This is a genomic window from Hallerella succinigenes (genome assembly GCF_002797675.1).
GTDB classification, from domain to species: domain Bacteria; phylum Fibrobacterota; class Fibrobacteria; order Fibrobacterales; family Fibrobacteraceae; genus Hallerella; species Hallerella succinigenes.
On the sequence record NZ_PGEX01000001.1, the window covers coordinates 2,713,773 to 2,739,148 of the forward strand.

Consider the following 25,376-nt stretch of genomic DNA (forward strand, 5'->3'; position numbering starts at 1 on the left):
GATGGGGAGTACGCAAAGCTTTCCCTAGATTCCGTTCCGGTATTTCGAGGCGTTCCTTTTTTGAGGAATGATTCGGCGAAGGCTCTCTCTGTGAACGAAGAGGGAGAACGGGATTCCTTAAAACTTCGAACGACTGGTTCCAAGACAATCCAAGTGATTGTGGGCGATGGCGGTACAGAAGTCAATCAGGAATTGCATCTTTCTGTTCAAGGCGAGGCGACTCCGGGCGTTTTTATCGATGCCCTTCTTTCGGATGTGGGCCGTGAAGCCGGGGAAGAACGCACCGCGACATTACAAGAAGTCGATGAAGTGCATTTTCGTGTAGAAACGGAAAATCTCTTTTTGCATTTGGGCAATATGACCTGGCGTGAAAATACGCTTGGGCTTTCGGGACTCGAACGCACAACTTTAGGCGTGGCGGCGGGCGCAAAGATTGCACACTCCCAGGTGCGTGGTGCCTACGGTTTTGACGAGCTCCAACACGTGAATTCCACGTTCAACGGGGTTGACGGCCAGCAGAGAGGCTATCTGCTTTCGACGGGAACCGTGGAAACCTATGTCGCGGTTGTTCCGAATTCAGAAACGGTTTACTTGAACGGTGTGCTGCTGACACGCAATGAAGATTATGTGGTCAACTATGCGGGTGGCGTTTTGGATTTTAAGGGAACGCTTATTCCGGGTTCGCAAGATGAAATCCGAGTGGAATTCGATGCGTACAATTCTCGCGGATTGCAAATCTTAAAGGCTGCGGACGGGAATTACCGTGGCAAAAATCTGTGGCTTGATGTCGTCGGTTTTGAAGTCTCAAGCGATACGGCTCGTTTGCGCCGCAACACGTGGACTGAGAACGATATAAAACTGTTGAAGCAGGATGACGGTTCGACATTTGACCGTGCCGATTCTTTGGAAGAACTTCAGCGCCCTTGGATGCTGCGCCGTGTTGGAGCGAGGGCGCGTGGGCAGTTGTGGAATCATCTGTATGCGGACGGGGAAATCGGTTACAGCGAAACGGACACGAATACGCTTTCTTCTCATGTGGGTGGACCTTCTGGCCGAGCCTTTCGCTGGTTCATTTCGAGCGATAGCACGTGGAATCAACGTTATACGCCTGTGCGCTTGACCATTGCCGGGGATTATCTGCAAGAAGGTTTTCTTCTGCCGAGCTTCCAAGGAACGGAGCGAAACTGGGATTCTTACACGCTGCGGGAAAACTGGAATTTGGACAGTTCGACGATTTCGGGATCTCTCCGATCCGATGAGATTTCGCTTAGACTCCGCTTGCCGGCATCGTTCTTTTTAGGCTCGGAATGGGGCTACCGTCGAAGCCTTTCACCAGGGGAAAATTGGAATTCATCGCGGGCGAGAGCTTTCTTGCTGCATCATACAAACGATGTAACGGGTGAAATTTCCTTGATTCGGATTGTTTCCGAAAATGAGTATGGCGTGGAGCGTTACCAGGGTAGAATGCAGGCGGAAACGAAAACGGGATTTGTCCGCCCGTTCGGTTATGCTTCTTATGGAATTTGGCTCAAAGATTCCGATTTTGTGGAAAAGGATCGCTCCGAAAAGGCGGATGCAAAAAGCGGTTTGAAATTTGTCGGTGATGGTTGGAGTTCGCAAGGCTCTTTGTTTGGAACGCGTGCTCGCACGGGAACTTCGATGAAAACCCTTGAAGATTCTTTGAAGATGGCAGGCTTTGAGCACTCGGCAGAAATCAACAGCAGATACGTCTCTTTTTCGCATATGCTTCAGTACAAACGAATGGATTTGGATACCGCGGGAGCTTCGAACTCATGGATTTCAGAAGAATCCATGCACTGGGGCACTGGAAATTCTCCCTTTGTCGGTCAGGCTAGTTACCGCTTGGGACTTACGCGTGAAGTGCCTTATGTGCCGATTTACAAAGCGGTTGCGGCGGGAACGGGTGACGTGATGTACGACAGTCTCGCCGGGGTTTTTGTCGAAGGGGTTGATAACGGTAATTACGTTTACGAGGGTATGGGACGTAGTGATTCTGCGGATGCGGTGCGGGCGAGTTCTGCCGAAATGTCGTTGAATTGGACTTTTGTTCCGCGGTATCTTGGAATCTCGCACGGCATTCTGCGGGATTTGGAATTTTCGTTCGACGGCTCCAGTGAAGGACGGGATACAACGGGCAAGACGGTTTTCCTTCCGCCGTTTTGGCGAGGAACTCTTTGCGATTTGACGAGCGGTATTTTGACGGGAGAAGCTTCTGTGCTGTGGAACGAACCGCAGAACCGCGGATCCATTGAATACAAGATCGGGGCGGAAATCGAAAAGCGCAATACGTCGCAAGGTTACTTTGAAAACCGCACCTGGCATAAGCTCGACGGCATTTATGCGGGTCGCGCCAAAGAAACCTGGGAATTGATTCCCGCTTTGGAATTTGTGGAGCTTGAAACCGTGCAAGAAATGGATTGGAAAATCTATGAAGTCACCGCATCTTGGAAACGGGAACTGCCGCTTCATTTGTATGTAATTCCAAAGGGATGGCTGCGCAAGGGAATAGGCCATGAAGAAAGCGGTAAAATGGAAGCCTTTTTGCGCCAAGGTTCTTTGTCTTTAGGCTACGACGATACACGTTCCGTCCGCGTATCGAATGAATTTAGCGCTACGCATGTTTCGACGGAAAAAGAAACGCTCCCGTATCAGATGGTTTCGGGTTTCGGCAAGGGCGTTACATTCCGCAATGCGCTTACAGCATCGGTCGATGCAAATGAATATCTCTCGCTTGGACTTTCGTACATTATTCGCTTTGGCAGTGCAGAAAATGGAATTTTTCAAAAACTGTCGATGGAGGCCAGAGCCTATTTTTAGGCGCACATGAAACAGTTCTTTTGGACAATCCTCTTTTTTGTCACATGGGCTTCTGCAAGCTGCGTGGTAAAGAGCCTTGCTCTAGAAGGCTTTGCGCCCGAAGTCGAAAAGGATTGGGCGTCGATGGTCGGGGAAAGTTGCGAAGACTTGGAGTACCGGTTGCAGGAAATGGTCGATGAACTTTCGGAAAATGGATTCCCATTTGCTTCCGTTTCGCATCAGGTGGATTCTTTGGGGAATGCGACGGTGAAGCTTTCTCGTGGAAGCGCTTGGGTCTGGGCCGATGCCGAAAATGTGGAAGTTTCCAAAACTCAAAAGCAAACGTTTGCCCGACTTTCGGGACTTACATCGGGCGGGCCAGTGCGCCTTTCGGATTTGGAACGTGCAGAACGCAAATTGGTGAATTCGGGCTATTTCGAATCGACGGCAAAGCCTAAACTTTATCGGGACCCGGTGCGCAATCGAATTGTTCCGGCTTTTTCCATGCGCGATCTTTCGATCAACAGCTTTGAAGGCTTGCTTTCTTATGCAAGCGGTGAAGACGGCGGCTGGGCTGGAAACCTGAACCTTTCTCTGTACAATATGCGAGGCACGGGCCGCGACCTCCATGTTTCTGGAGAAACAGGCGAATGGGAACGCTCCATTGCGGCGTCTTACAAGGAGCCGTGGCTCTTTGGAACGGGCTGGAACGGCATCGTCCGCGGGTCGTTTGAAGAGGATTCCTCGTATCGATCGGCGCTTTTAGAAGCGGGCCTTTCTCGGAGTGTGGGCTTTTATTTTGAATTTGCCGTCCTCGGCGGAATCGGTGACGACCGTTGGACGTACACGCTCGAAACGAGCTTCAAGAACGAAGACAGGATCGTCCTTCCGCGTCACGGCATGTCCTTGAACGGAACCTTCCGCGTTATCAAGGACCGCACGGATTCTTCGCACGCCTTTACAACGGACCTCCATGCGAATGGACGTTTTTACACGCCGCTCACGGAAACCTTTGTTCTGCAATTCTCCTTCTTTGTGGGAACGCTTTTACCGACGGACCGCAATTTTGACAGGCAAGATCTTTTTACGCTCGGCGGCATGGAAAACCTGAAAGGCTACCGCCCAGGATTCTTCCGCACTCGCGCTTACGGCATCACAGAGCTCGATCTGCAGTGGCGAGTCATCGAAATGACGGCGTTCCATCTTTTCTTGGAACCGGCACTCTACCGTGCGCAGTCGCCGGAACACGGCTGGGCAGATACCTACAGCTACGGCATCGGCATTTCGCAGAACCGCGGCTATTGGAACTTTTCGCTGTATTACGCCCTGCATTCCGGAACGGATCCGCTGGACGGGCTCTTGCACTTTGGGGTGAAGGCGCTGTTCTAAATGCCCCTGCATGGGACAATGGTAGTGGTACGAAGACTTCTATTACGGATGCACGATTGGCGTCTTGGAGCCTTCGCCAGCGATTTCCCGGACAAGTCTTGGGACAAGATATCCCGGAACGCCGAGTCTTACTTCTTCGACAAGCTTTAACGCTTCCGCATCGGAAATCTCAAAATGTGCGACTCCTGTCGCATGGTCCAACTGGTGCAGGTAGTAGGGGAGAACGCCTTGGCTAAAAAGCTTAAAGGAAAGTTCGGTCAGCACAGCGCCGGAATCATTTATGCCTTTTAAGAGCGTCGATTGGTTGAGGAGCGTAGCGTTCAGCTTCTGCAGGTTCTGGAAAACCTTTGCCGATGCATCGTCCAGTTCATTCGGGTGATCCACGTGCACGACGACTACGAGTTTCTTCTTTTCGGCGACTTTCTGCAGTGTCGGGAAAATGGAGCCTTTGAATTCGGCGTCAAAAATCTGCGGATACGTCACCGGGGTCCGCGTGTGAATGCGAACGGTCTTTACTTGCTCCTTCGAAAGGATCATGTCAAAGAGTTCGTCGAGCTTCGGCTTCGGGAGCATCATCGGGTCGCCGCCCGAAAGGATTACTTCGTGAATGTCGACTGTCTTAGAAAGCCAAGCGTCTAGGCGGTTCGTAAAATTTTCAAGGCTCCGTTTAGGCTCGGCGCGTCTAAAGCAGAATCGGCAGTGCAGACTGCAGGTGAAGGTCGGCTCTATCAGAACGCGTCCCTTGTACTTTTGAAGGATGCCCGGTTCCTTTTCGCTTTTGCCGTCTCCTACAGGATCGTCGCAAAAACCTTCTACAATTCGATTTTCTTCTTCGGTCGGCAAAATCTCTCGCAGAAGGGGGTCATTGGGGTTGCCTTTTTCCATTTTTGAAGCAAAATGACGCGAAACGAAGAACGAAAAACGGGAATTGGCGACCTGAGTAGACGGCTCCGGAAGCTCCAAAAATGCGAAAAGATCCTTCAAACTAGTGAAAAAGGGAGTTGATTTAGCCATATTTTTTCTATCTTATGCAAAAATCTTTTTTAAGAGGCACATATCTATGGGTACAGTCAGCACTAACGAGTTCCGCAAAAAGTTAAAAATTATCGTCGATGGCCAGCCTTGGGAAATCGTCGAAAACCAGTTTGTGAAACCCGGTAAAGGCCAGGCCTTCAACCGCGTTCGCATCAAGAACCTTGTCACCGGCCGTACGCTTGAACGTACTTGGAAGAGCGGTGACACTGTTGAAGAAGCGGATGTGACCTACACCGAAATGACTTATCTCTACAATGACGGTGCAACCTGGTTCTTCATGGACAACACTTCCATGGAAACGATGGAAATTCCGAAGGAAGCATTGAACGGATCCGAAGTTTGGCTTCTCGACAATGCGACGGTTCAGGTGACTTGGTGGAACGGTAAGGCTATCGAAGTCATTCCGCCGACTTTCGTCGATTTGATGATCGTGGACGCTCCTCCGGCAGTTCAGGGCAACACCAGCGGCAACGTGATGCGTGAAGCGACTCTCGAAACCGGCGCAAAGGTGATGATCCCGCTCTTCATTGAAAACAACACGAAGATCCGCGTGGATACCCGTGACGGTTCCTATCTCGAACGCGCCAAGTAATTTTTAACAAATTCACTTGAAATGAAAAATCCCGAACCACCGGTTCGGGATTTTTCTGTTTCAGGTTCAAAAATTAAATGCAGAGCTTTTTGGCCCAAGAGTCTTTGGCTTTGGCGAGCTTTTCAATCGAAGCTTCGTCGGCACCGCTCGAATCCCTGAGTTCTTCTAGAGCCTTGTATTCATCGAGCATCGCCTGGGCATCGGGGTAGTCGGGGAGGAGCGCTTCGAGGGAGCCTTCGATTTTTTCGTCGGAGTAGTAGCGCAGGACTCCTTGCAGATAGGTCTGGACGAATTCTTCCTTTTTGCCTTCTTTTTTAAGCTTTAGAGCTTCGGCGAACTCAAACGGTTCAATTTTGTCCATCCAGGCTGCTTCACGGGCGTAAAGTTCATCGTCAAGGGCGATTGCGTTGTCTTCGCGGGAAATGCGCAGCTGTTCGGCGTACATCGGACGGTAAACCTCCATGTCGACTTCGATCCCTTCGCTTTTGAGGAAAGTTTCCAGGTTGCACAAAGCTTTTTCGGATGGGGTTTCCAGAACGCGTTCCTTGAGAATCGCGAGCTTGACTTCACGGGGAAGTCCGACGAATTTATCGTTATCCAGGTCGGTCGAACGCAGGTGCAAAACAAAAGCGCGGAACAAAATCAGGGCAATGATGAGTGTAAAAACGATGGCGACGGTCATATTCCGCTAATCTAAGAAAAACAGGACCGCTATCCAACTAAAAAATCGAACAAAAACGGAATGGCGAAGCTCACAAAAAATTGCAAATCGCGTCGTTTTCGTAAAAAAAGCATTGCACAACGGGGCTATTGAAACGAAAAGATTTATATTTAGGTGGAATTATTCTTACATCCTTGGTGGAGATGTGTAAATGAACTATAAAGCTTTGATGCTCGCTTCGGTGCTCTCGGCAGGATCCGCTCTGGCTGACAACCTGAATATTTCGCTTGACGTGATTGTTCGCGATTTCCAGCCGAGCCATTCCGACTTCGAAAACTTCTCGGAAGAATCGGTGAAATACCTGGACGCAATTTATGGTTATGGACTCCCTGGCTATGGCGCTGATTGGTATGGCCTTTCCGCATACCACAATTCTTGCGGTAACAAGGAATCCTATGCGAAGTATGGCGTTGGCGTCCCGCTCGGAAAAGATGGTCTTCCAATGTCGGTGAATGCCCTTTTGCCGAGCTATTTGCAACAGGTTTCCGCTTATGCAGCCCAGGGTAAAGGCGGTATTTTGACTTATGGTCAGTGCAAAAATTCTTCGATTGCAGGTGTGGTGAATCAGCGAGGCTTTGGCGAAAACACCGCGACCCAGTTTACGGGTGTCCAAAAGAATTCTTGCAAGGGTGGCATGTACTGGGAAAATGAGGTCGTTTATACTCCGGGCATGGTCAATCCGCACCTGACTTTCGATACGGACTCTTCGGGTTCTCCGCTTTATTTGGAAGGCGCTCATATTCACAAGCTCGGCGAACTTTGCGATAACGCAAACTTTGGCCAGTGGTTCGAAGATGTGAGTGGTGTTAACAAGCGTTCTAACTTAACGCTGGATATTCCGAACGCTGCGGATAATCCTAATTACAAGGAACTCGATTACAACTATAATAACGGTGGCTACTTCCCGCTCGATGTGATCGATCCCGCTTCTCAAATGTATACGGGTTCTGTGCCTGGTTCCGATCAGTGGGGCCCGCAGAGCTTCTCGATCTTCTGCCCGCCGTATGGTTATCAGTACGCAAGTACGCAGGTGGACTTTATGGACCATAACACCTACGGCCTCTGTTCTGCATGGAATGCTGCAGGTGGCGCTCGTTCTCTTGCTTCTGCGACAGCTCAGACGATTGCGAATAATTTTGGCACCCTTGGTTACCAGCACTTGCGTAACTATAACTTCACGATGATGGGGTATGCCAACTTCCGCTACTATAAGGATAACAATACAGACGAAACGAACCAGGAAATCTTTGAATTTGCTGGTGACGACGATATGTGGATCTTTGTGGACGGTGTGCTTGCGGTTGACCTCGGTGGTACCCACCTTGCCACTCCGGGTGTCGTGAACATTCGTACCTTGGCTCAGAACAACCACGGTTGCCATGACGGCGAACCTCTTGCTGCTGTTCAGCAGGGCAAGGGCGCTTGCGGTGCTGACGGACAGTGGGCTGATGGTTCTTGGCACCATTTGCACTTCTTCTATGCCGACCGTCAGTCGGATGGTTCTAACCTTTACATCCGTGCAAACCTCTCTGAAGTCGCTGCTTCTGCTTACGGTCAGCCGCGCATTCAGGAAGCGGAACTCGTAAAGAACGAAGAAGGCAACTTCGATACTTATATTTATCTGAACACTCAGCTTTCTCAGGAAACGATTGAAAAAATCAATTCTGCAAACGGTAACTACTTCCCGATTTTGGCTAAGCGTGGCTCTGATACCTTGGCTTACCAGGTGACTGGTTTCAAGTATGTGCAGAAGACTTCGAAGGGTTATTCTTACGAAATCAAGGGTAAGCTTTGCGAAGATGCAACTTGCGCTTCTTTGAAGAACCCGGCTTTCGGCGACTCTCTTGCTTTCAACTATATCCCGAGCCCGGATTTTCCGGATGCCTATAATAACCAGTTCCACACAGACTTTACGGTTTTCTCTGCTACCGGTAAACTGGTGGATCACTATAGCTGGGGTCCGGTGACGACGGTGACGATGTCTACTTCTACGACGATTGTTCCGGCTGATACGACGATTGTCCGTCCGCCGTTCGATGTGGATCAGTTGCCGGATGGCGAACTCTCGGATAGAGAAACGGGTGAAATTATAATTTCCAAGCTTCCGGAAAGCTATTCGAATTCGGAAGATCCGGCTGCTTGGATTGCAGACTCCCTAGTGTATTACACGACTGCAAGTCCGGATAACCCACATGCAACGGTGCTGAACTCCAAGACTTCGAATTCGCCGGGATCTATGTCTGAGGCACGTTGCTCGGCGACGAATGGCGTTGAAAATTGCGTGAGCTTTAACTTTGTGACCGATGAAGCTTTCCGCGTGAACATTCGCATTTTTGACCACTTGGGTCACTTTGTGAACCAGTACAACCAGGAAGTTTCTCAGGAAGAATTCAACAAGCTTACCGGTTCCTACACTCCGAATGAAATTTGCTCGGACAAGACCGGTACGGGTACGATCGCGGCTAGCGTCAAGATGTATCCGGTTTCGAAGGATGGTCGTAAGCTCGGTACCGGCGCTTACATCTACCAGATTTCTCTTGTTGAATATCCACAGCCGCACTGCGTGAACGTCGGTGGCGAACAGAGCTTTATGCCGGGCGAATATCGCCGTACGGAATACAAGCAGACTCGTGGCTTCCGTCGCGTGGAATAATTGGCTAGGCGCATTTTGAAATTTGAATCCCGGGCTTTGGCTCGGGATTTTTTGTTGCCGATTGAATTATTAGATTTAATGACATGTCCCTTTTACTGATTCTGTATCTTTTTGCGCTTGTTATCATTGCATTGAACAGCGCCTCCCAGGTGAAAAGTGTCTCGGACTTTTTTGTGGCGCATCGTGGCGGTTCCGTGCTGATGATTACAGGAAGTCTTCTCGCGACGATTTTCGGCGGTTCGGCGATTATCGGTGCGGTGGATGCTGGTCCTTCGATGGGCGGTGCAGCGACATGGTTTATGCTTTCAGGGGCAATCGGTTTACTCGCGTTGTTACCTTTTTTGCCGAAGATTATGCAGGTGCGCCGTTTTACGCTCCCGGATATGATCGAAGATTTTTACGGAAAAGGGGCAAAGACCGTTGCTTCGATCGTGATTCCTGTGGCGTGGACGGGCGTGGTTGCGGCACAGATCATTGCGGCGGCGAAGCTTTTGCAGAGTTTTGTCGGCATGAATTATTCGGTCGCTGCGGTGCTCTGCGCTGTTGTCTTTATCGGCTATACGGCTTTGGGTGGGCAGTTTTCCATTTTGCGAACCGATTTTTTGCAGGCGGGATTTATTTTGCTTGGGATTCTTGCGCTTGCCTTCTTTACGGGGCAGACTCCGATTTTACATCCGGGTGTGGAAGCTCCGCAGTTTCCGTTTAATGCAAACTTTTCGGGACTCGATCTTTTTTTGCTGCTTTTGACCTACGCGACGACATATACTTCTGGCCCGGATATGTTCTCTCGGCTGTTTTGTGCAAGGGACGAAAAGACCGCACAGAAGTCTGTGCTGATCGTCGCCTTTGTGATGGCGATTGTCGGCGCCTGCATTGGTTTTTTGGCGGAGTATGCGGCGATAATTCCTTCGGTGAATGGGGAAGGGGCGAAAATCATTGAAATCGGAAAAATGGTCTTGCCGGGATTCTGGATGCCGCTCCTCGGTCTTTGCCTGTTGAGCGTGGTGCTTTCTTCGGCAGATACGACGCTCTTGAGTTCTTCGATTATTTTAACCCGGTTGATTTCGAAGTCGAAGTTAGATGATCGTGCGGAAATCAATCGGACGCGCTGGGTCATTGTGCTCGACGGAGTTGTTGCACTTTTGATCGCTCTTCAGTTTACAAATATTATCGGGATGCTGCTCCTTGCGCTTGCGGTTTATGCGGGGGCATTTACGCTGCCGATTTTGTTTGGCCTTGTGGGGCTGCGTTCAAAGCCTCAGTTTGTTTCTGCGGCGATTGTCTGCGGTGGTGTTCTCGCTATTTTGGGGAAGCTTTTGCCGCAGACTTCCATTCCGCATTTGGGAGACTTCCTGTTAATTTTTGCTTTTGTCGTGAACGGTGGATTATTGCTGCTTGGGCGCATTCGAAAGGCTCCGTAATTTCTATCTTTAACACATCGTTTTAATCCGAGGTGATTATGTCTGAAGAACTGAATCTTAAATTTGTCGATCCGCAGCCGCTCCGCTACGGTGAAAACTCTCACCAGTCTGCTGTTTTCTACAAGGATCCGACTTGCACGGAAGCGAGCCTCGCTACGGCGAAGCAACTTTGGGGTAAGGAACTTTCTTACAACAACATCGTGGATGCGGATGCCGCTCTCGAAATGGCTCGTGAATTCAGCGATGGCAATGCTGTTGTGATCGTGAAGCACATGAACCCGTGCGGTCTTGCAACGGGCGAAACTCTTCGCGAAGCGATGGAAGCGGCTTGGGCAGGTGATCCGGTGTCGGCGTTCGGTTCCGTAATCGCTGTGACCCGCAAGGTCGATCTGCAGACGGCAGAATTCCTCAAGGGTAAGTTTGTGGAAATCCTTCTTGCTCCGGCATTCGATGACGACGCTCTCGAATTCCTCAAGAACAAGTCCAAGGATATCCGTCTTTTGGAAGTGGGCGAAATCAAGAAGGCTACCCACTGCAAGGTTTACAAGCACGTGATCGGCGGTATGCTCGTTCAGGACCGCGACGTGGACACCTACGAAAAGTTCGAAACGGTGACCAAGGCTCAGTTCCCGAAGAACAAGGAAGACCTCGCCCGCTTTACTTGGCTCGTGACCAAGCACACGAAGTCCAACGCAATCGTGATGGGTTACGAATACAAGCCGGGCTTCTTCCAGGTGATGGGTCTTGGTCCGGGTCAGCCGAACCGTATCGACTCGAACCTCCGTCTTTGCCAGCCGCGCGTGCGTGACAACGTCGCTCGTCTTCCGGAAGCCAAGGGCTTCTTCGATGCTGAAGGCAAGCTCGTGGACGAAGCCGGTCTTAAGGCTCTTGAAAAGAAGGTCTTCGGTGAAGTGGTGATGGGTTCCGACGCCTTCTTCCCGTTCCCGGATAACGTTGAAGCGGCTCACGATGCTGGCGTTCGCTATATCGTCCAACCGGGAGGTTCCAAGAAGGATGACCTCTCCATTGAAGTGGCTGACAAGTTCGGCATCGCAATGGTCTTCACCGGTATGCGTCACTTCCGCCACTAATCGGATTCCAATGACTTCGAAGAACGCACAGGATATGAATTCACGCGAGATCTATCTCACGGTTTTGAATTTTTTGAAGAACGCTTACAAGAAGGGTCCTGCTAAAGTCAATGCCAAGGAATGGAAATCGTTTCGGGACAAGTTAAAAGATTCGTCGCTTTCTGCGGAACAGGCGAAGGCGGTGAGCTTTTGGACCATGGAAAATCTGGCCTGCCACAAACCGTCCCGTGTTCAGCCTCGTGCGCTTCAGGAGTTTGAAGAACGCATTTTCCCAGGACCGGTTCACAGTGAATTTGTGGAAGCGGTTCAATTTGGCATGGTCAGCGAAATGCAGGGCGAAAAAATTCTGGATGAATTTTTGGAAACGTCTTCGCAGTCTGTGCTTCCTGACCGAATGCTCTCTTCGCTTTCCCGTATGTGGGCCCGAAATATTCAGGGCTATCAATCTGTTAAGGTTAGCTGATGCAGGTTCGTGTTATCGGCGGTGGACTCGCTGGCTGTGAAGCGGCTTTGCAACTTGCTTGCCGCGGTTTTGATGTAGAACTTTACGAGATGCGTCCAAATCAGATGACGCCGGCGCATCGTGATGGAAGCCTTGCTCAATTAGTTTGTTCGAATAGTTTCAAAGGCATGGAGCCGACTTCGGCGCATGGCCTTTTAAAACGTGAACTTCGCATGCTCGGAAGCTTCCTTTTGAAGTGTGCAGAGGAAGCTCGCGTTCCGGCAGGGGAATCCTTGACGGTGAACCGTGAACTGTTCAGCCAGTCCGTTGAAAAGGCGATTGCTTCGGCAAGCCGTATTCATTTGCACCGTGAAGAAGTCAAGACGATCGAAGGGAATCTTCCGACGATTGTCGCAGCAGGACCTTTGGCAAGTGATGCTCTCGCCGATGACATCTTTGCGCATCTCGGTGGCTCACGCTTGCATTTTTTTGATGCCATCGCTCCGGTCGTAGAAACGGATTCCATCGACTTCGATTACGCCTTTTACCGCAACCGTTGGGAAAAGGGTGAAACAGCTGACTTTATCAACTGCCCGCTCGACAAGGAAACGTACGATGAATTTGTGCGTCGCCTGCGTGAAGCGGAATCCATTGAACCGCGCCCGTTCGAAAAGAAGGAACTCTTTGAAGGTTGCCTTCCGGTAGAAGAAATGGCGCGTCGCGGCGAAGATACGCTGCGCTTTGGCCCGATGCGCCCTGTGGGACTTGGCCTAGGCAACAATGGAAAGAAATGGTACTCGGTGATTCAGCTGCGTGCCGAAAATAAAGAAAAGACTTTGTTCAACATGGTTGGATTCCAGACGCGTCTTCGCTACGGTACGCAGAAGGAAATCTTTACCTTGGTGCCGGCTTTGAAGAACGCGCGCTTTGCGCGTCTCGGTGCCATGCACCGCAACACGTTCATCGAAAGTCCAAAACTTCTCGACGAAACGCTCCGCTTAAAGCTCGAAGTCGAAAAGGCTTCGAATCTTCCGCCGACATGGTTTGCGGGCCAGATTACAGGCGCAGAGGGTTATACCGAAGCGGTCGCTACAGGTTGGTATTCCGCTTGGAATATGGCGAACACTCTCTTGCACGGCAAAACGCGTGAACTTCCGCCGGAAAGCTGCATCCGTTCGTTGCTGCATCAGCTCGTGACACCGAATGAAGACTTCCAGCCGATGAACTTTAACTTTGGCTTGCTTCCGCATAAGCAGGATTACAAAAAGAAGGATAAAAAGCGCCTTCTCGCCGAACAGGAAGAAATGGCTTTGCGAGAATGGATCGCTGCGACGCCGGAAATTCATTCGGACGAAACGGTTTAACGAAAAATTTCCAAACAAAAAAGGCTGGTTTCAAAACCAGCCTTTTTTGTTTTAATCGCAGACTCTTTGCAATTTGATGATCTGCTCGTGAGCCCAATCTTCAAAGGTGTCGTTTGCAATGTGTTCCTTCGCATCGCGCATGAGCTTTAAGTAGAAATGCACGTTGTGAATGGATGCAAGCGTCATTGCAAGGATTTCTCCTGAGTGGAACAGATGACGCAGATAGGCGCGGCTGAAGTTGCGGCAAGTGTAACAGTCGCAGTTCGGATCCGGTGCCTTGTCTAGGCATTTGGCGTAGCGGCCTGCCTTGTAATGCAGAACGCCTTCGCTGGTAAAGAGCATGCCGTTGCGGGCGTTGCGGGTTGGCATGACGCAGTCGCACATGTCGACGCCGCGCAAAATCAGTTCAAGCAGGTTCCACGGAGTTCCGACGCCCATCACGTAGCGCGGTTTTTCAACCGGCATGTAGTTCGTGCAGTAATCCGCAATCTGGTACATCAGTTCTGTAGGTTCACCGACAGAGAGTCCGCCGAGAGCGTATCCGTCCGGGTCCACCTTTTTGATTTCTTCAATCGCCTTGGCGCGTAAATCCAAGTGCATGCCGCCTTGGATAATGCCAAAGAAGCTCTGGTCATAGCCAAACAGGGGTGCGTTTTCTTCGAGCCAAACCTTGGCACGACGCGTCCAGTCTAGCGTAAAGTTCAAAGACTTGAGCGCTTCTTGCTGGGTGCTCGGGTACGGCGTGCATTCGTCGAGAGCCATGATGATATCTGCACCGATTTCGCGCTGGGCCTTCATCACGCTTTCCGGGGAGAAGAAATGCTTGGACCCGTCGAGATTGCTGCGAAACTCGATGCCGTCTTTTTTGATCTTGCGAAGATCCTTTAAGCTCCAGACCTGGAATCCGCCGCTGTCGGTGAGCATGGGGCCGTGCCAATGCATGAACTTGTGCAGGCCGCCGGCGTCTTTAATGAGCGCGGTACCTGGGCGCAAGTACAGATGGTACGTGTTGCCGAGGATGATTTCCGCTTTGGCTTCATCGAGGTCGCGGGGCGTTAAGCCTTTGACGGTCGCCTGTGTGCCGACCGGCATAAAGATCGGAGTCGTGATGACGCCGTGGCCTGTGTAAATCTTGCCGAGTCGAGCTTTCGACTTGGAAGAGGTTTTGAGAAGTTCAAAGCGGTTCTTTTCCATGCAGCAGTATCTATAGATTTAGCGGGTCTTGACGATGGTCCAAGCTTCGTCGAAAAGTCGGGCTGCGTCGCCCGGGTCCTTCAAGAAGACCATGCGTTTGATTTCTTCTTCGGTCGGGTTGATGACGCGGTTTTCGGTGAATTCCGTTTCAAGCACTTCGAGGGAAGCTTTGTTCGGCGTTGCGTAGTTGATGTACCTTGCAAGCTGTGCGCCGATCTGAGCGTCGAGAATGTAGTTCATAAAGGCGTATGCACCGTCGACGTTCGGAGCCTTGCTGCTGAGCGTCATTGCATCGACCCACATAAAGGAGCCTTCGATCGGAATGGCAAACTGGAGAGTCGAGTCTTCGTCGATGGCGGCCATGGCTTCGCCGTTGAAGACGATTGCGGCCCAGTCCATTTTCGAAAGCACCTTGTCCTTGCCGCCGACAGAACCGTCGAAGCCGAGGAAGTGCGGGTCCTTTTTGGCCTGGAGAATGTAATCCACAGCCTGGTTGATTTCCGTTTTGCTCGTGCTGTTCGCATCAAAGCCCTTTGCCTGGAGCGCCATGGAGAGCATGGAACGGCTTTCTTCGAGAAGGCTGAAGTTACCCTTCGTATTGTTGGCGTCGAAGAGGAGGCTGTAGCTGACGTTCATCGGATCAATGGACGGATCTCGGTAAAGGATACCGGTCGTTCCCCAGAGATACGGGAGCGTGTAATCGTTCGTCGGATCGTAGCTCGGATTTTTGAACTGACTTGCAACGTTAACACGGTTCGGAATCTTGTTCGTATCGATCTTTCCGATAAGTCCGAGGTGAATCATCTGCTGGATCACCACGTCACTAGCGATGACGACGTCGTACTGCGCGGTACCGACGGTCTGCAACTTGCTGATCATTTCTTCTTGGGCTTCATAGAGTTCGAGCTGGAGCTTGTAACCTGTTTTTGCTTCGAAATCCTGGAGCATGGCCGGGTCGATGTATTCACTGTAAATCATGACAGTGACTTTCGTCGGCTTGTCGGAAGATTTTTTTTCGCTTTTGCAGCCTACGAAGAGGCTAGCGATTGCCAAAAATGAAAGAGCAAAGAGAACCTTTTTCATTTTATCCTTTGGATGATTGTGACTTTTTCAAACTTAAATTTAGAAATCACTTGGACTTTGCCAGTTTGTGTTCCTTGCGAATGCCTTTCAAAACAAGCAGAAGCATGACAAACAGGGTCAGAGAGAAGATGATTGAGGAAAGGGCGTGAATCTGCGGAGAAATTCCGCGTTTGAGGGAACCATAAATGTATAGAGGCAGCGTTTGGGATTCCGGGCCACTGGTAAAGAAACTCAAAATGAAATCATCCAGGGAAAGCGTGAATGCAAGAAGCGCACCGGAAATGATCGCCGTTGAAAGCTGCGGCAAAATAACGCGGCACCAGGCCCCAGCCGTTGAAGCGTAAAGGTCTCTAGCGGCTTCGATCTGCTCCTTGCCAATACTTACGAGCCGGCTCTGTACAACAAGAACGACAAAGCTGATTTCAAGCGTTACATGGGCGATGATCATCGTGAGCATTCCCGGCTCAAAAAAAGACGTCCAGGAACGGAACAAGGCAAAGACGACCGCAAGGGCGATGGCCATCAAAATATCCGGCGTCACCACGGGAACGTTAATGGACATGTCGTAGAAGTATCGCATCTTTTTGCCCCAAGGCGTTCGATGAATACCGATTGCGAGAAGCGTGCCGAGAAGCGTTGCTATGAGCGTGCTCACGACCGCGAGTATCAGCGTGTTTACAGTCGTCGTCTGCACCATGGCATTGTCGAAGAGGCCCGTGTACCAGTCGAGTGTAAAACCGCCCCACGAAAGTCCGTGCTTGCTTGCGTTAAAGCTCTGCTGCACCACGAGGAACATCGGCAGATACAGAAGCAAAAAGCCGATGAAGGTAAGGACCGTTGCAAAAATCGGAAGTTTGCGCTTAGACAAAATTCTTACCTCCGACGCGTTGGAAAATGACAAGGCTGATGACGCTTGTTAAAATGAGCACGACGCCGAGCATGGCGCCAAATGGCCAGTCGCTTGCGGAACCGAACTGCTGCTGGATCAGGTTACCGATCAGCATGTACTTGCTTCCGCCCAAAAGGTCACTGATCACATACATACCAAAGCTCGGCACGAGCGTTAAGATGACGCTTGCAATAATGCCTTGCATCATCTGCGAAAGGATTCCGTGGTAGAACGTGCGAACAGGTCCTGCGTAAAGGTCGCGGGCCGCTTCGACGATTCCCCAGTCCAAGCGTTCCACGCTGGTGTAGAGCGGTAAAACGGCAAAGGGGAGCATGGAACTGACCATGCCGACGTAAACGGCAAAGCTTCCCGGGTAAAGGGATTCTCCTTCGGCGATCAGTCCGAGGAAGCGGGCGATGCTCGCGGGGAACATGTCCGGTCCAAGTAAGATCATCCAGGCTGCAGTACGGATGACGAGGTTCGTGCAGCTTGGCACCATGATGAGGGCAAATAAAAACGCCCGCATGCTCTTGCCGTGATTGGCAATCCAGAACGCCATCGGGAGTCCAAAGAGAATGCAGAGAACCGTGGTGAACGTTGCGATTTTGACGCTGCGCCAAAGGATGAGCAAATTGTCGGGGGACCAGCCGAACGAGCTGAACCCGAGAAGACGCTCCAAATTCAGAAGCGAAAAATTCCAATCGATGCTGCCGTAGGAACCGCGCTGTGCAAACGCAAGAACTATCAGGAATACGGTCGGAATCAACAGAAAAACGAGAAGCCACAGAATGCCGGGGCCTGTGAGAAGAACCCCGAATTTACGCATGCGGCTGCGCGTGGTGAGCTTGCCTTCAAAAACTTCGGTCTGCTGCATAGGCTTAATCACTCAACACTTGCAAGTATTGCGGCTCGATGTAAAGATTCACCTGGTCGCCCGGATTGTAGATTTCGTCCGGGTCCGTCATGACGCGGAGCTTTAAGCTTTCGCATGCATCGACGCCCGGAAGCTCCGCGATCAGTTCCCAATAATCTCCGCGGAAAATACGTTCGAGAATCTTTGCCGGGAAAACGTTTTCTGCAAACGATTCGTTCGGCGTGCAAACGTGAATGTCTTCCATGCGAATGGCGATGCCGCCCTTTTCCCAGGTTGGATCTTTTTCGAGAACGAGATTTCCGAAGTTTGTCTTGGCGAGCTTTTCAGAGACACGTTCGCATTCGAGAATGTTCGCTTCACCGATGAACGTGGCGACGAAACGGTTGACCGGATGTTCGTAAATGTCTTCCGGGGAACCGTCCTGGATGATTTGACCCTTGTACATCACAAGGATGCGGTCGCTGACGGCAATCGCTTCGTCTTGGTCGTGCGTCACGAGGATGAATGTCGTGTCGGTCTTGCGTTGCAGTTCGCGCAGTTCTACCTGGAGCTTTTTGCGCAGGTTTGCGTCCAAGGCGGAAAGCGGTTCGTCGAGTAGCAAGATGTCCGGCTCGTTCACCAGGGCGCGGGCGAGTGCGACGCGCTGTTTTTGCCCGCCGGAAAGTGTTGCAGGCATTTCCTTGGCGAGATCCGTGATGTTCACGATTTCCATCATTTTGTTCACACGGCGTTCGATTTCGTCTTTCGGAATTTTATGGCTCTTGAGTCCGAATGCGATGTTGTTGAAAATGTTCAGATGCGGAAAGAGTGCGTAACTCTGGAAAACCGTGTTGATGGGGCGTTTGGATGGGGATCGGTTCGAGATGACTTTTCCGCTTAGAACGACTTCGCCCTCGTCTGCCTTTTCAAAGCCTGCAATGATGCGGAGAAGGGTCGTTTTGCCGCAGCCCGAAGGACCGAGCAGCGTGACAAATTCTCCATCTTTGATGAACACGTTGATGCCGTTGAGAACGACTTTTTTGCCGAAACTCTTATGCACGTTGCGGATGTCCAAATCAAAATTTTGACTTGGCGAAGGCAATGGATCCATGGCGAATCTCCGAGAAAAGACACGGTTAAATATTTCGCCCTAAAAATAGCAAGTTTGTTTGAAACGCTAAATGCCCGACCCGAAAATTCAGGGATTTACCGGAGGATACTTGGGGAGAGAGGAAAGGCGCGTGTAGTTTTTTTTCGCAGAATCGAGCCCGAGGAAAATGGCGGAGTCGCCGAGGGAAAGCATAATGAATTTAGGCTTGAGAATGCGCAGGTATTTGTTGACTTGGACCTGAAGCGCGGCAGGGGATTCGACGCCCGGCCTTTTACATTCGACAAGAAGCCAAGGTTCGTTGGCTTTTGCCCCTTCCCGAAAATCGTGGACGATGATATCCACACGGTCAGCGTTTTTTGAATCAAAGGTGCGCAGAGCGAATTCCGTTTCGACCAGATGACCGGGAACCTTTACCACATCCTTGAGCCAAGAAACCACGTTTTGGCGCACGGCTTCTTCTGGAGTCGCCGCGACAAACTTCTTTCGGGAAGAGTCAAAGTAGGAATCCATCTAGATTATTTGCCCTTGCGGAGTGGATACGGCGTGAATGGAGGAACGTGGAATTCTTCCTTCAGGTCGTCCCAACGGATCAGACGGTTCTTCCAAATATACTTGCGATAAAGGCGACGGGCCACGCGGCTCGTGATTTCGTAAGGAATCGTATGATGCGCTTCCGCAACGGATTCCATGGAAATGCGGGCGTCGGCCGTACCGTTTACGACTTCGACCGTTTCACCGATTTGCACATCCGGAATACGGCTCACGTCCACCATCGTCGCATCCATGCAGACGCGTCCGAGAATCGGGCAGAGCTGATCGCGAATTAAAACATAACCGTTGTTGTATTCACCGCGGAGGTAACCGTCACCGTAACCGATCGCGATGGTCGCCACCTTGGTCGGCTGCTGGGCAACCCAGTACTGGCCATAGGAAACGCCTTCGCCCGTCGGCACTTCGTGAATCGTGCGGATAGTGGACTTGATCGTCATCACCGGTTTCAATTCCGGATATTCAAAGCCTTCCGGCGGTGTGGCTCCCATCGGATTGTAGCCGTAAAGGACAAGGCCCGGGCGGACCATGTCGAAGTGACTTTCCGGATGGCGCAGCGTGCCTGCGGAACTCGAGCAGTGGCAAATCTGCGGACGGACGCCTTCGTTTGTCAAAAGTTCGACGAGGTTCGAGAAGCGGTCAATCTGGCGTTGCGTGCTCACGTTCGAAGTCTTGTCGAGCATGTCGGCGGTGGCGAGATGGGTGAACATTCCTTCGACTTCCAGATGCTTCAGGGTGAGGATCCGGCGGATCGTATCGAAGTCGTCAAAGCGTACACCGTAGCGGTGCATCCCCGTGTTGATCGCAAGGTGAGCCTTGCAGTGCAAATTGTTTTCTTCGAGGTACTTGTCGAAGGCGACGGCGGTCTTCAAGTCGGAAAGAGCCGAGGTCAATTGAAATTCGACAAGGTAAGGGAAGTCAGCCGGAATGCAAGGTCCGAGAATCAGAATCGGAAGGTCCATTCCGTACTGGCGAAGGAGCATACCTTCGGAAAGATGGGCGACACCCAAAAAATCCGCTCCGCTGTTCTTTGCCGCATAAGCGCAGGCGAGGGAGCCGTGGCCGTAGCTGTCCGCTTTCACGGGAAGGAGAATTTTCGTCTTCTTCGGAATGGACTTTCGGACAAATTGAATGTTGCTCGCGAGAGCGTCCAAGTTGATTTCGATCCAATTCGGGCGCGTGATACTGTTCAAATCAGGAGGAAGCTGTGCCAAATTCATAGTATTCAAAATATAGATTAGAAAGCGCGTCTTGGATTCAAAAATCGTGAGTTTTTGCAATGTTTTGGGTGTGTAAGTCCTTGTCTTTCAATAAGATACGGTGATTGAAATCGTTTGGGGCGAAATTCGTCTTTTTGGATCATTTTCGGCGCAAAACATTAGTATTTTTTCGTCGAAACAAAAGAGGCTCAACATGGATCCTAGAATTACTCAGCTCGCGGAAATGCTTGTTCGCGATGCGATCGCCTTGAAAAAAGACGAAAATATTTTGATCGAAACGACCGATACCCCGGCGGATCTTTCGGTTGCCCTGATTCGCGCCGTATCGAAGGCGGGCGGAAGACCGTTCTTAACACATCATCGCAGTGCTGTCAACCGCGTTCTGTTGCAAAACGCGTCCGATGCGCAGTTGAAAATTGCCGCGGAACATGATCTCGCCTTTATGAAGAATATGCAGGCGTATCTCTCGATTCGCGGAAGTGACAATTTTGTAGAACTTTCCGATGTTCCTGAAGATCGCACTTTTGCGAACCGCACGATTCGCCATCCGGTGCTCGACTGGCGTGTGAATAAGACGCGCTGGTGTGTTTTGCGCTGGCCGACTCCTTCGATGGCTCAGGGGGCAGGCATGAGCACGGAAGCTTTTGAAGACTTCTATTTTAAGGCTTGCCTTGCAGACTACCCGGCGATGCAGAAGGCGGCGAAAGCGCTTGTCGATCTGATGAACAAGACGAACAAGGTGCGCCTTGTCGCTCCGGATACGGATCTTTCCTTTAGCATTCAGAACATTCCGGCAGTCCCGTGCTGTGGCACGATGAACATTCCGGATGGCGAAGTCTATACGGCTCCGGTCCGCGAAAGCGTGAACGGTGTAATCCATTACAATACGCCGACTTTGTACGAAGGCAAAAAATTCGAAAATACTCGCCTCGTTTTCAAGGATGGAAAAATTGTCGAAGCGACGTCCTCGAATACGGAAGCGATGAACGCCATCTTCGATACCGACAAGGGGGCGCGCTACATCGGCGAATTCGCGATTGGCTTCAATCCGTTCGTCCTGCATCCGATGTGCGACATCCTCTTTGACGAAAAGATCGCGGGAAGCATTCATTTTACTCCGGGTCGTTGCTACGAAGATGCTTACAACGGAAACCAGTCGGCTATCCACTGGGACTTGGTTCTGATCATGCGTCCGGAATACGGGGGCGGTGAAATCTATTTCGACGACCGTCTGATTCGCAAGGATGGAATCTTTGTGATTCCGGAATTGGATGCTTTGAATCCCGACAAACTTGGCGCGGCAAAATAACAAAACGACATTTTTGCTATCTTTTGCTACCGAAAGCGACAAAACGGTAACTTTCTTTGGCTGGACTTATGTTAAAATCGGTGAAAAACGCCAAAAATCTTCTTGGCACGGTTTTTGCAAAAAGTAGGGCACAAACCATAAGGAGTACACTGTGAGTATTCAGGAAGAATTTGGAAGTCTCGTCTTCAATACCAAGACGATGAGCAAGTATCTCTCGCATAAGACCTATGAAAGCCTTCTTGCGACGATGGAAAACGGCACCGCTCTCGACGCAACGATCGCTGATGAAGTTGCTTCGGGCATGAAGACGTGGGCAATGGAACATGGAGCGACGCACTTCACTCACTGGTTCCAGCCGTTGAATGGAACGACTGCAGAAAAGCACGACGCTTTCTACAATCCGGACTTCAAGGGTGGCATCGTTGCCTCCTTCAGTGGTAAGGAACTCATCCAGGGCGAACCGGATGCTTCGAGCTTCCCGTCTGGCGGTCTCCGTGCAACGTTCGAAGCCCGCGGTTACACCGCTTGGGATCCGACGAGCCCGGCATTCATCAAGGTGAACAACGACGGCGTTGCCGTTCTTTGCATCCCGACCATGTTCTATGGTTACCATGGCGAAGCCCTCGATAAGAAAATCCCGCTTCTTCGCGCGCAGGTCGCCCTCGCAAAACAGATTAACCGCGTTGCTAAGCTTTTCGGCGTCCCGGGCGACAAGCGTCCGTTCGCAACCCTCGGTCCTGAGCAGGAATATTTCCTCGTCGATGCTGAAGTCTACCGTCAGCGTCCGGACTTGGTGCAGACTGGTCGTACCCTCTTCGGTGTTCGTCCGGCTCGTCATCAGCAGCTTGAAGACCACTACTTCGGCAAGATTAAGAACCGCGTTCTCTCCTTCATGGCAGAAGTCGACAAGGAACTCTGGAAACTCGGCGTTCCGGCTAAGACTCGCCACAACGAAGTGAGCCCGGCCCAGTTCGAACTCGCTCCGGTCTTCGAAGAACAGAACCTTTCCTCTGACCACAACATGCTCACGATGGAAGTCCTCCAGACCGTTGCAGAACGTTATGGTCTCGTTTGCCTGCTCCACGAAAAGCCGTTCGACGGCGTGAACGGTTCCGGCAAGCACAACAACTGGTCTATCACCGGTCCAGATGGCAAGAACTGGCTCTCTCCAGGTAAGACTCCGCACGAAAATGCACAGTTCCTCACGGTCCTTGTTTCCATCATCAAGGGTGTCGACACCTACGCTCCGCTTCTCCGTGCAACGGTCGCAAGCGCTGGTAACGATCACCGTCTCGGTGCAAACGAAGCTCCTCCGGCAATCATCTCGATCTTCCTCGGCGAACAGCTCACCGATATCATCAACCAGCTCGAAAAGGGCAAGCCGACTTCGACGAAGAGCGGCTCCACGATGGAAATCGGTGTATCCATGCTTCCGCCGCTCCCGAAGGATGCAACGGACCGTAACCGTACAAGCCCGTTCGCCTTCACCGGCAACAAGTTCGAATTCCGCGCTGTCGGTAGCGAACAGAACTGCGCAACGACCAACACCGCTTTGAACACCATCGTGGCTTGGGCTCTCGACGATGTTCTGAATCAGATCGAAGCTTTGACTTCGAAGGGCACGGACTTCAATTCTGCTGTGCAGAGCGTTCTCCAGAAGGAAATCAAGGATCACAAGCGTGTGCTCTTTGACGGAAACGGATACAGCGGCGATTGGGAAGCAGAAGCTGCCAAGCGCGGTCTCCCGAACCTCAAGACGACGCCGGAAGCTATCGAAGCTTACCGCGATCCGAAGGTCATTGAACTTTACAAGAAGTACAGCGTCCTTTCCGAAGTGGAACTCGAAAGCCGCTACGTGATTGAAAAGGAAAAGTACGAGACGATGATCGCTCTCGAAGCGAACTGCGCTCTCATGATGGCAAAGACCATGTACCTTCCGGAATGCATTTCCTACGCTGCAGAACTCGCAGACTCTTGCGCCTCTCTCACGGATTACGTGCACACGGGCGTTTCCGCTCTTGCAAAGTCCGCAGCAGAAAACGTGGAAAAGCTCACGCAGGAAATCGACAAGCTTGAAAAGGCTATCGATTCTGGCGATTCGGCCGCAGAACTCGCTGGCATGAAGGATGTCCGCTCCGTGGTGGATGCTCTCGAACGCATCGTTCCGGATTCTCAGTGGCCGGTTCCGGGCTACGGCGAAATGTTCTTCGTCGGCTAAGCTCGAATCCTTTTTAGAAAAATGGAACAGAAGCCTCCGCGTTAGCGGGGGCTTCTGTTTTGTTTTGCGATTTCATTGCGATAACCACGCCTTCGGCTCGTTATGACACAGCGGAACAATCGCCTAGGCGAAAATCGCGAGAATCCAGAAGGCGACCGCTGTAATAACCCAAAGGCTTGCCAGTTTTTTACGGTGAGGCTTTCCGACCGCGGCAATGGAAATCGCCGAAGTAAAAGTCAGATACAACGCAAAGAAGTAACAGAGGATCGTGACGATTTCGTGCGGAATAAAGTAAGGGAGAATTCTTCCGCGTATAAGGGCTAGGCTTGCCGCAAAAAGTTGGATGAGTCCAGGGATGACAAAAGCCCTGCGCTTTTCGGGGGCGGTATTCCAAATGGAGTGGATGAGCAGAAAAATCAAGGCGATTGCGGCAAGAGTGCTAAAAATGGAGTATGCGGTCATGGAATGGAATATATTTTTATTTTGAATTTAGGTGGTGAAAAGGGAAGTCAAATGATTCAAAAATTGATTCAGGCGCTGAACTCGGTTCTGCTCGGAAAAGAAGATTCGGTGGAATTGCTCGTGGCGGCGATTCTTGCGAATGGACATGTGTTGATTGAAGATGTTCCGGGAACCGGAAAAACGACGCTTGCGAGAGCGCTTTCGAAAGCGGTTTCTGCGGACTATGCAAGAATTCAGTTTACACCGGATTTGCTTCCGGCGGATGTGACCGGTGGAGCCATTTTTAGACCGGGAACTGCCGAATTTGAAATCAAGAAAGGACCTGTTTTTACGCAGGTACTTTTGGCGGATGAAATCAACCGTGCAAGTCCGCGTACGCAGAGCGCCCTTTTGGAAGCGATGGAAGAACGTTCGGTTTCGCTCGAAGGCAAGACCTATGCACTCTCGAACTTTTTTGTTGTCCTTGCGACGGAAAACCCGGTGGAATTCCGCGGCGTTTATCCGCTGCCCGAGGCGCAGATGGACCGTTTCATGGTGCGCCTTTCCCTAGGCTATCCTTCCGAGGAAACGGAACTCGGCATTATCCGCGGTCACCGTTTTGAAGTTCCTGTGGAAAAACTCAAACCAGTGATGACTCCGGCAGATGTTTTGCGGATCCGTGAAGAAGTGAAGAAGATACATGTGGACGAATCGCTTGAACTTTATGCGGTAAAACTTGTGCAGGCGACGCGCCATCGCTCGGATTTGCGGCTTGGAGCGAGTCCGCGTGCTGGCATGGCTCTGGTGGCGATATCGCAAGCCTTTGCCTATATGGACAATCGAAATTATGTGACACCGGACGATTTGCAACGGTCGATTTTACCGGTGCTTGCGCACCGCATCTTTGCGAAAGATTCTGCTTTTGATGCGACAAAGAAAATTCTCGAAGATATTCGCAAAAACGTTTCCGTTCCCAGGTAGCTT

The 25,376-nt window shown here is 51.1% G+C and carries 21 protein-coding genes; 11 read left to right on the forward strand and 10 right to left on the reverse strand.

The features are described 5' to 3' along the window. Nucleotides 1-60 precede the first annotated feature (60 nt). Both BGX16_RS12620 and BGX16_RS12625 read left to right on the forward strand, forming a co-directional pair. Nucleotides 61-2,838, forward strand: coding sequence for a hypothetical protein (locus BGX16_RS12620; RefSeq protein WP_157798048.1), 2,778 nt, complete (start codon nt 61-63; stop codon nt 2,836-2,838). A gap of 6 nt (nt 2,839-2,844) precedes the next feature. Continuing rightward, the gene (locus BGX16_RS12625) at nt 2,845-4,206 is read left to right on the forward strand and encodes a BamA/TamA family outer membrane protein (protein ID WP_100426369.1); all 1,362 of its coding nucleotides are present in this window, start codon (nt 2,845-2,847) and stop codon (nt 4,204-4,206) included. Nucleotides 4,207-4,248: 42 nt separating this feature from the next. On the opposite strand, the gene BGX16_RS12630 is transcribed toward BGX16_RS12625, so the two are convergent. Further along, nucleotides 4,249-5,220 carry a KamA family radical SAM protein gene (locus tag BGX16_RS12630; protein WP_100426370.1) on the reverse strand — a complete coding sequence of 324 codons (972 nt, stop codon included), beginning with the start codon at nt 5,218-5,220 and terminating at the stop codon, nt 4,249-4,251. Between the two features lie 46 nt (nt 5,221-5,266). Here BGX16_RS12630 and efp point away from each other — a divergent pair, with 46 nt between their 5' ends. Next, nucleotides 5,267-5,833: an elongation factor P gene (efp, locus tag BGX16_RS12635; protein WP_100426371.1), complete on the forward strand. Its 567-nt coding sequence runs from the start codon at nt 5,267-5,269 to the stop codon at nt 5,831-5,833. A gap of 73 nt (nt 5,834-5,906) precedes the next feature. On the opposite strand, the gene BGX16_RS12640 is transcribed toward efp, so the two are convergent. Then, the gene (locus BGX16_RS12640; RefSeq protein ID WP_100426372.1) at nt 5,907-6,515 is read right to left on the reverse strand and encodes a hypothetical protein; all 609 of its coding nucleotides are present in this window, start codon (nt 6,513-6,515) and stop codon (nt 5,907-5,909) included. 190 nt (nt 6,516-6,705) lie between these two features. Here BGX16_RS12640 and BGX16_RS12645 point away from each other — a divergent pair, with 190 nt between their 5' ends. The 5 genes from BGX16_RS12645 to trmFO all read left to right on the forward strand — a co-directional run bounded on the left by BGX16_RS12645 (nt 6,706) and on the right by trmFO (nt 13,525). Continuing rightward, on the forward strand, nt 6,706-9,207 hold the full coding sequence (locus BGX16_RS12645; RefSeq protein ID WP_100426373.1) for a fibro-slime domain-containing protein: 2,502 nt from the start codon (nt 6,706-6,708) through the stop codon (nt 9,205-9,207). 83 nt (nt 9,208-9,290) lie between these two features. Continuing rightward, nucleotides 9,291-10,628: a sodium:solute symporter family protein gene (locus BGX16_RS12650; RefSeq protein ID WP_100426374.1), complete on the forward strand. Its 1,338-nt coding sequence runs from the start codon at nt 9,291-9,293 to the stop codon at nt 10,626-10,628. A 38-nt stretch (nt 10,629-10,666) separates the two neighbouring features. Then, the gene (locus BGX16_RS12655; RefSeq protein WP_100426375.1) at nt 10,667-11,719 is read left to right on the forward strand and encodes an IMP cyclohydrolase; all 1,053 of its coding nucleotides are present in this window, start codon (nt 10,667-10,669) and stop codon (nt 11,717-11,719) included. Nucleotides 11,720-11,753: 34 nt separating this feature from the next. Continuing rightward, nucleotides 11,754-12,182, forward strand: coding sequence for a hypothetical protein (locus tag BGX16_RS12660; RefSeq protein WP_100426376.1), 429 nt, complete (start codon nt 11,754-11,756; stop codon nt 12,180-12,182). Then, nucleotides 12,182-13,525 (forward strand): methylenetetrahydrofolate--tRNA-(uracil(54)-C(5))-methyltransferase (FADH(2)-oxidizing) TrmFO, encoded by a 1,344-nt coding sequence (gene trmFO / locus BGX16_RS12665; RefSeq protein WP_100426377.1) that lies wholly within the window; start codon nt 12,182-12,184, stop codon nt 13,523-13,525. Before BGX16_RS12660 ends, trmFO begins: the two co-directional genes overlap by 1 nt. 51 nt (nt 13,526-13,576) lie before the next feature. Here the strand turns inward: trmFO and tgt are convergent, their stop codons facing one another. The 7 genes from tgt to alr form a co-directional block, all read right to left on the reverse strand. Beyond that, nucleotides 13,577-14,719, reverse strand: a complete 1,143-nt coding sequence (gene tgt, locus BGX16_RS12670) for a tRNA guanosine(34) transglycosylase Tgt (RefSeq protein WP_100426378.1) — start codon at nt 14,717-14,719, stop codon at nt 13,577-13,579. 18 nt (nt 14,720-14,737) lie between these two features. Then, on the reverse strand, nt 14,738-15,802 hold the full coding sequence (locus BGX16_RS12675) for a polyamine ABC transporter substrate-binding protein (RefSeq protein WP_100426379.1): 1,065 nt from the start codon (nt 15,800-15,802) through the stop codon (nt 14,738-14,740). 46 nt (nt 15,803-15,848) lie between these two features. Then, nucleotides 15,849-16,670: an ABC transporter permease gene (locus BGX16_RS12680; protein ID WP_198514924.1), complete on the reverse strand. Its 822-nt coding sequence runs from the start codon at nt 16,668-16,670 to the stop codon at nt 15,849-15,851. Beyond that, nucleotides 16,663-17,577, reverse strand: a complete 915-nt coding sequence (locus BGX16_RS12685; protein ID WP_198514925.1) for an ABC transporter permease — start codon at nt 17,575-17,577, stop codon at nt 16,663-16,665. The genes BGX16_RS12680 and BGX16_RS12685 overlap by 8 nt, the downstream gene beginning before the upstream one ends. Then, nucleotides 17,570-18,655, reverse strand: a complete 1,086-nt coding sequence (locus tag BGX16_RS12690; protein WP_100426381.1) for an ABC transporter ATP-binding protein — start codon at nt 18,653-18,655, stop codon at nt 17,570-17,572. The genes BGX16_RS12685 and BGX16_RS12690 overlap by 8 nt, the downstream gene beginning before the upstream one ends. Before the next feature lie 87 nt (nt 18,656-18,742). Beyond that, nucleotides 18,743-19,165 carry a type I restriction enzyme HsdR N-terminal domain-containing protein gene (locus tag BGX16_RS12695; protein ID WP_100426382.1) on the reverse strand — a complete coding sequence of 141 codons (423 nt, stop codon included), beginning with the start codon at nt 19,163-19,165 and terminating at the stop codon, nt 18,743-18,745. A 5-nt stretch (nt 19,166-19,170) separates the two neighbouring features. Beyond that, nucleotides 19,171-20,424, reverse strand: coding sequence for an alanine racemase (gene alr, locus BGX16_RS12700; protein WP_100426857.1), 1,254 nt, complete (start codon nt 20,422-20,424; stop codon nt 19,171-19,173). Nucleotides 20,425-20,617: 193 nt separating this feature from the next. Between alr and BGX16_RS12705 the strand changes: the two genes are divergently transcribed. Together BGX16_RS12705 and BGX16_RS12710 are read left to right on the forward strand one after the other, a co-directional pair. After that, nucleotides 20,618-21,733: an aminopeptidase gene (locus BGX16_RS12705; RefSeq protein ID WP_100426858.1), complete on the forward strand. Its 1,116-nt coding sequence runs from the start codon at nt 20,618-20,620 to the stop codon at nt 21,731-21,733. A gap of 151 nt (nt 21,734-21,884) precedes the next feature. Continuing rightward, nucleotides 21,885-23,951 (forward strand): glutamine synthetase III family protein, encoded by a 2,067-nt coding sequence (locus tag BGX16_RS12710; protein WP_198514926.1) that lies wholly within the window; start codon nt 21,885-21,887, stop codon nt 23,949-23,951. Between the two features lie 123 nt (nt 23,952-24,074). Here BGX16_RS12710 and BGX16_RS12715 read toward each other — a convergent pair whose 3' ends face one another. Beyond that, nucleotides 24,075-24,413 (reverse strand): hypothetical protein, encoded by a 339-nt coding sequence (locus BGX16_RS12715; RefSeq protein ID WP_100426383.1) that lies wholly within the window; start codon nt 24,411-24,413, stop codon nt 24,075-24,077. 51 nt (nt 24,414-24,464) lie between these two features. Between BGX16_RS12715 and BGX16_RS12720 the strand changes: the two genes are divergently transcribed. Beyond that, nucleotides 24,465-25,373, forward strand: coding sequence for an AAA family ATPase (locus tag BGX16_RS12720; protein ID WP_100426860.1), 909 nt, complete (start codon nt 24,465-24,467; stop codon nt 25,371-25,373). The last annotated feature ends 3 nt before the right edge of the window (nt 25,374-25,376 follow it).

Excerpts from the sequence above, each read along its gene's own strand:
- BGX16_RS12625 (WP_100426369.1), top strand. The coding sequence starts at position 2,845 with ATGAAACAGTTCTTTTGGACAATCCTCTTTTTTGTCACATGGGCTTCT.
- BGX16_RS12630 (WP_100426370.1), bottom strand. The coding sequence starts at position 5,220 with ATGGCTAAATCAACTCCCTTTTTCACTAGTTTGAAGGATCTTTTCGCA.
- efp (WP_100426371.1), top strand. The coding sequence starts at position 5,267 with ATGGGTACAGTCAGCACTAACGAGTTCCGCAAAAAGTTAAAAATTATC.
- BGX16_RS12640 (WP_100426372.1), bottom strand. The coding sequence starts at position 6,515 with ATGACCGTCGCCATCGTTTTTACACTCATCATTGCCCTGATTTTGTTC.
- BGX16_RS12645 (WP_100426373.1), top strand. The coding sequence starts at position 6,706 with ATGAACTATAAAGCTTTGATGCTCGCTTCGGTGCTCTCGGCAGGATCC.
- BGX16_RS12650 (WP_100426374.1), top strand. The coding sequence starts at position 9,291 with ATGTCCCTTTTACTGATTCTGTATCTTTTTGCGCTTGTTATCATTGCA.
- BGX16_RS12655 (WP_100426375.1), top strand. The coding sequence starts at position 10,667 with ATGTCTGAAGAACTGAATCTTAAATTTGTCGATCCGCAGCCGCTCCGC.
- BGX16_RS12660 (WP_100426376.1), top strand. The coding sequence starts at position 11,754 with ATGAATTCACGCGAGATCTATCTCACGGTTTTGAATTTTTTGAAGAAC.
- trmFO (WP_100426377.1), top strand. The coding sequence starts at position 12,182 with ATGCAGGTTCGTGTTATCGGCGGTGGACTCGCTGGCTGTGAAGCGGCT.
- tgt (WP_100426378.1), bottom strand. The coding sequence starts at position 14,719 with ATGGAAAAGAACCGCTTTGAACTTCTCAAAACCTCTTCCAAGTCGAAA.
- BGX16_RS12675 (WP_100426379.1), bottom strand. The coding sequence starts at position 15,802 with ATGAAAAAGGTTCTCTTTGCTCTTTCATTTTTGGCAATCGCTAGCCTC.
- BGX16_RS12690 (WP_100426381.1), bottom strand. The coding sequence starts at position 18,655 with ATGGATCCATTGCCTTCGCCAAGTCAAAATTTTGATTTGGACATCCGC.
- BGX16_RS12695 (WP_100426382.1), bottom strand. The coding sequence starts at position 19,165 with ATGGATTCCTACTTTGACTCTTCCCGAAAGAAGTTTGTCGCGGCGACT.
- alr (WP_100426857.1), bottom strand. The coding sequence starts at position 20,424 with ATGAATTTGGCACAGCTTCCTCCTGATTTGAACAGTATCACGCGCCCG.
- BGX16_RS12705 (WP_100426858.1), top strand. The coding sequence starts at position 20,618 with ATGGATCCTAGAATTACTCAGCTCGCGGAAATGCTTGTTCGCGATGCG.
- BGX16_RS12715 (WP_100426383.1), bottom strand. The coding sequence starts at position 24,413 with ATGACCGCATACTCCATTTTTAGCACTCTTGCCGCAATCGCCTTGATT.
- BGX16_RS12720 (WP_100426860.1), top strand. The coding sequence starts at position 24,465 with ATGATTCAAAAATTGATTCAGGCGCTGAACTCGGTTCTGCTCGGAAAA.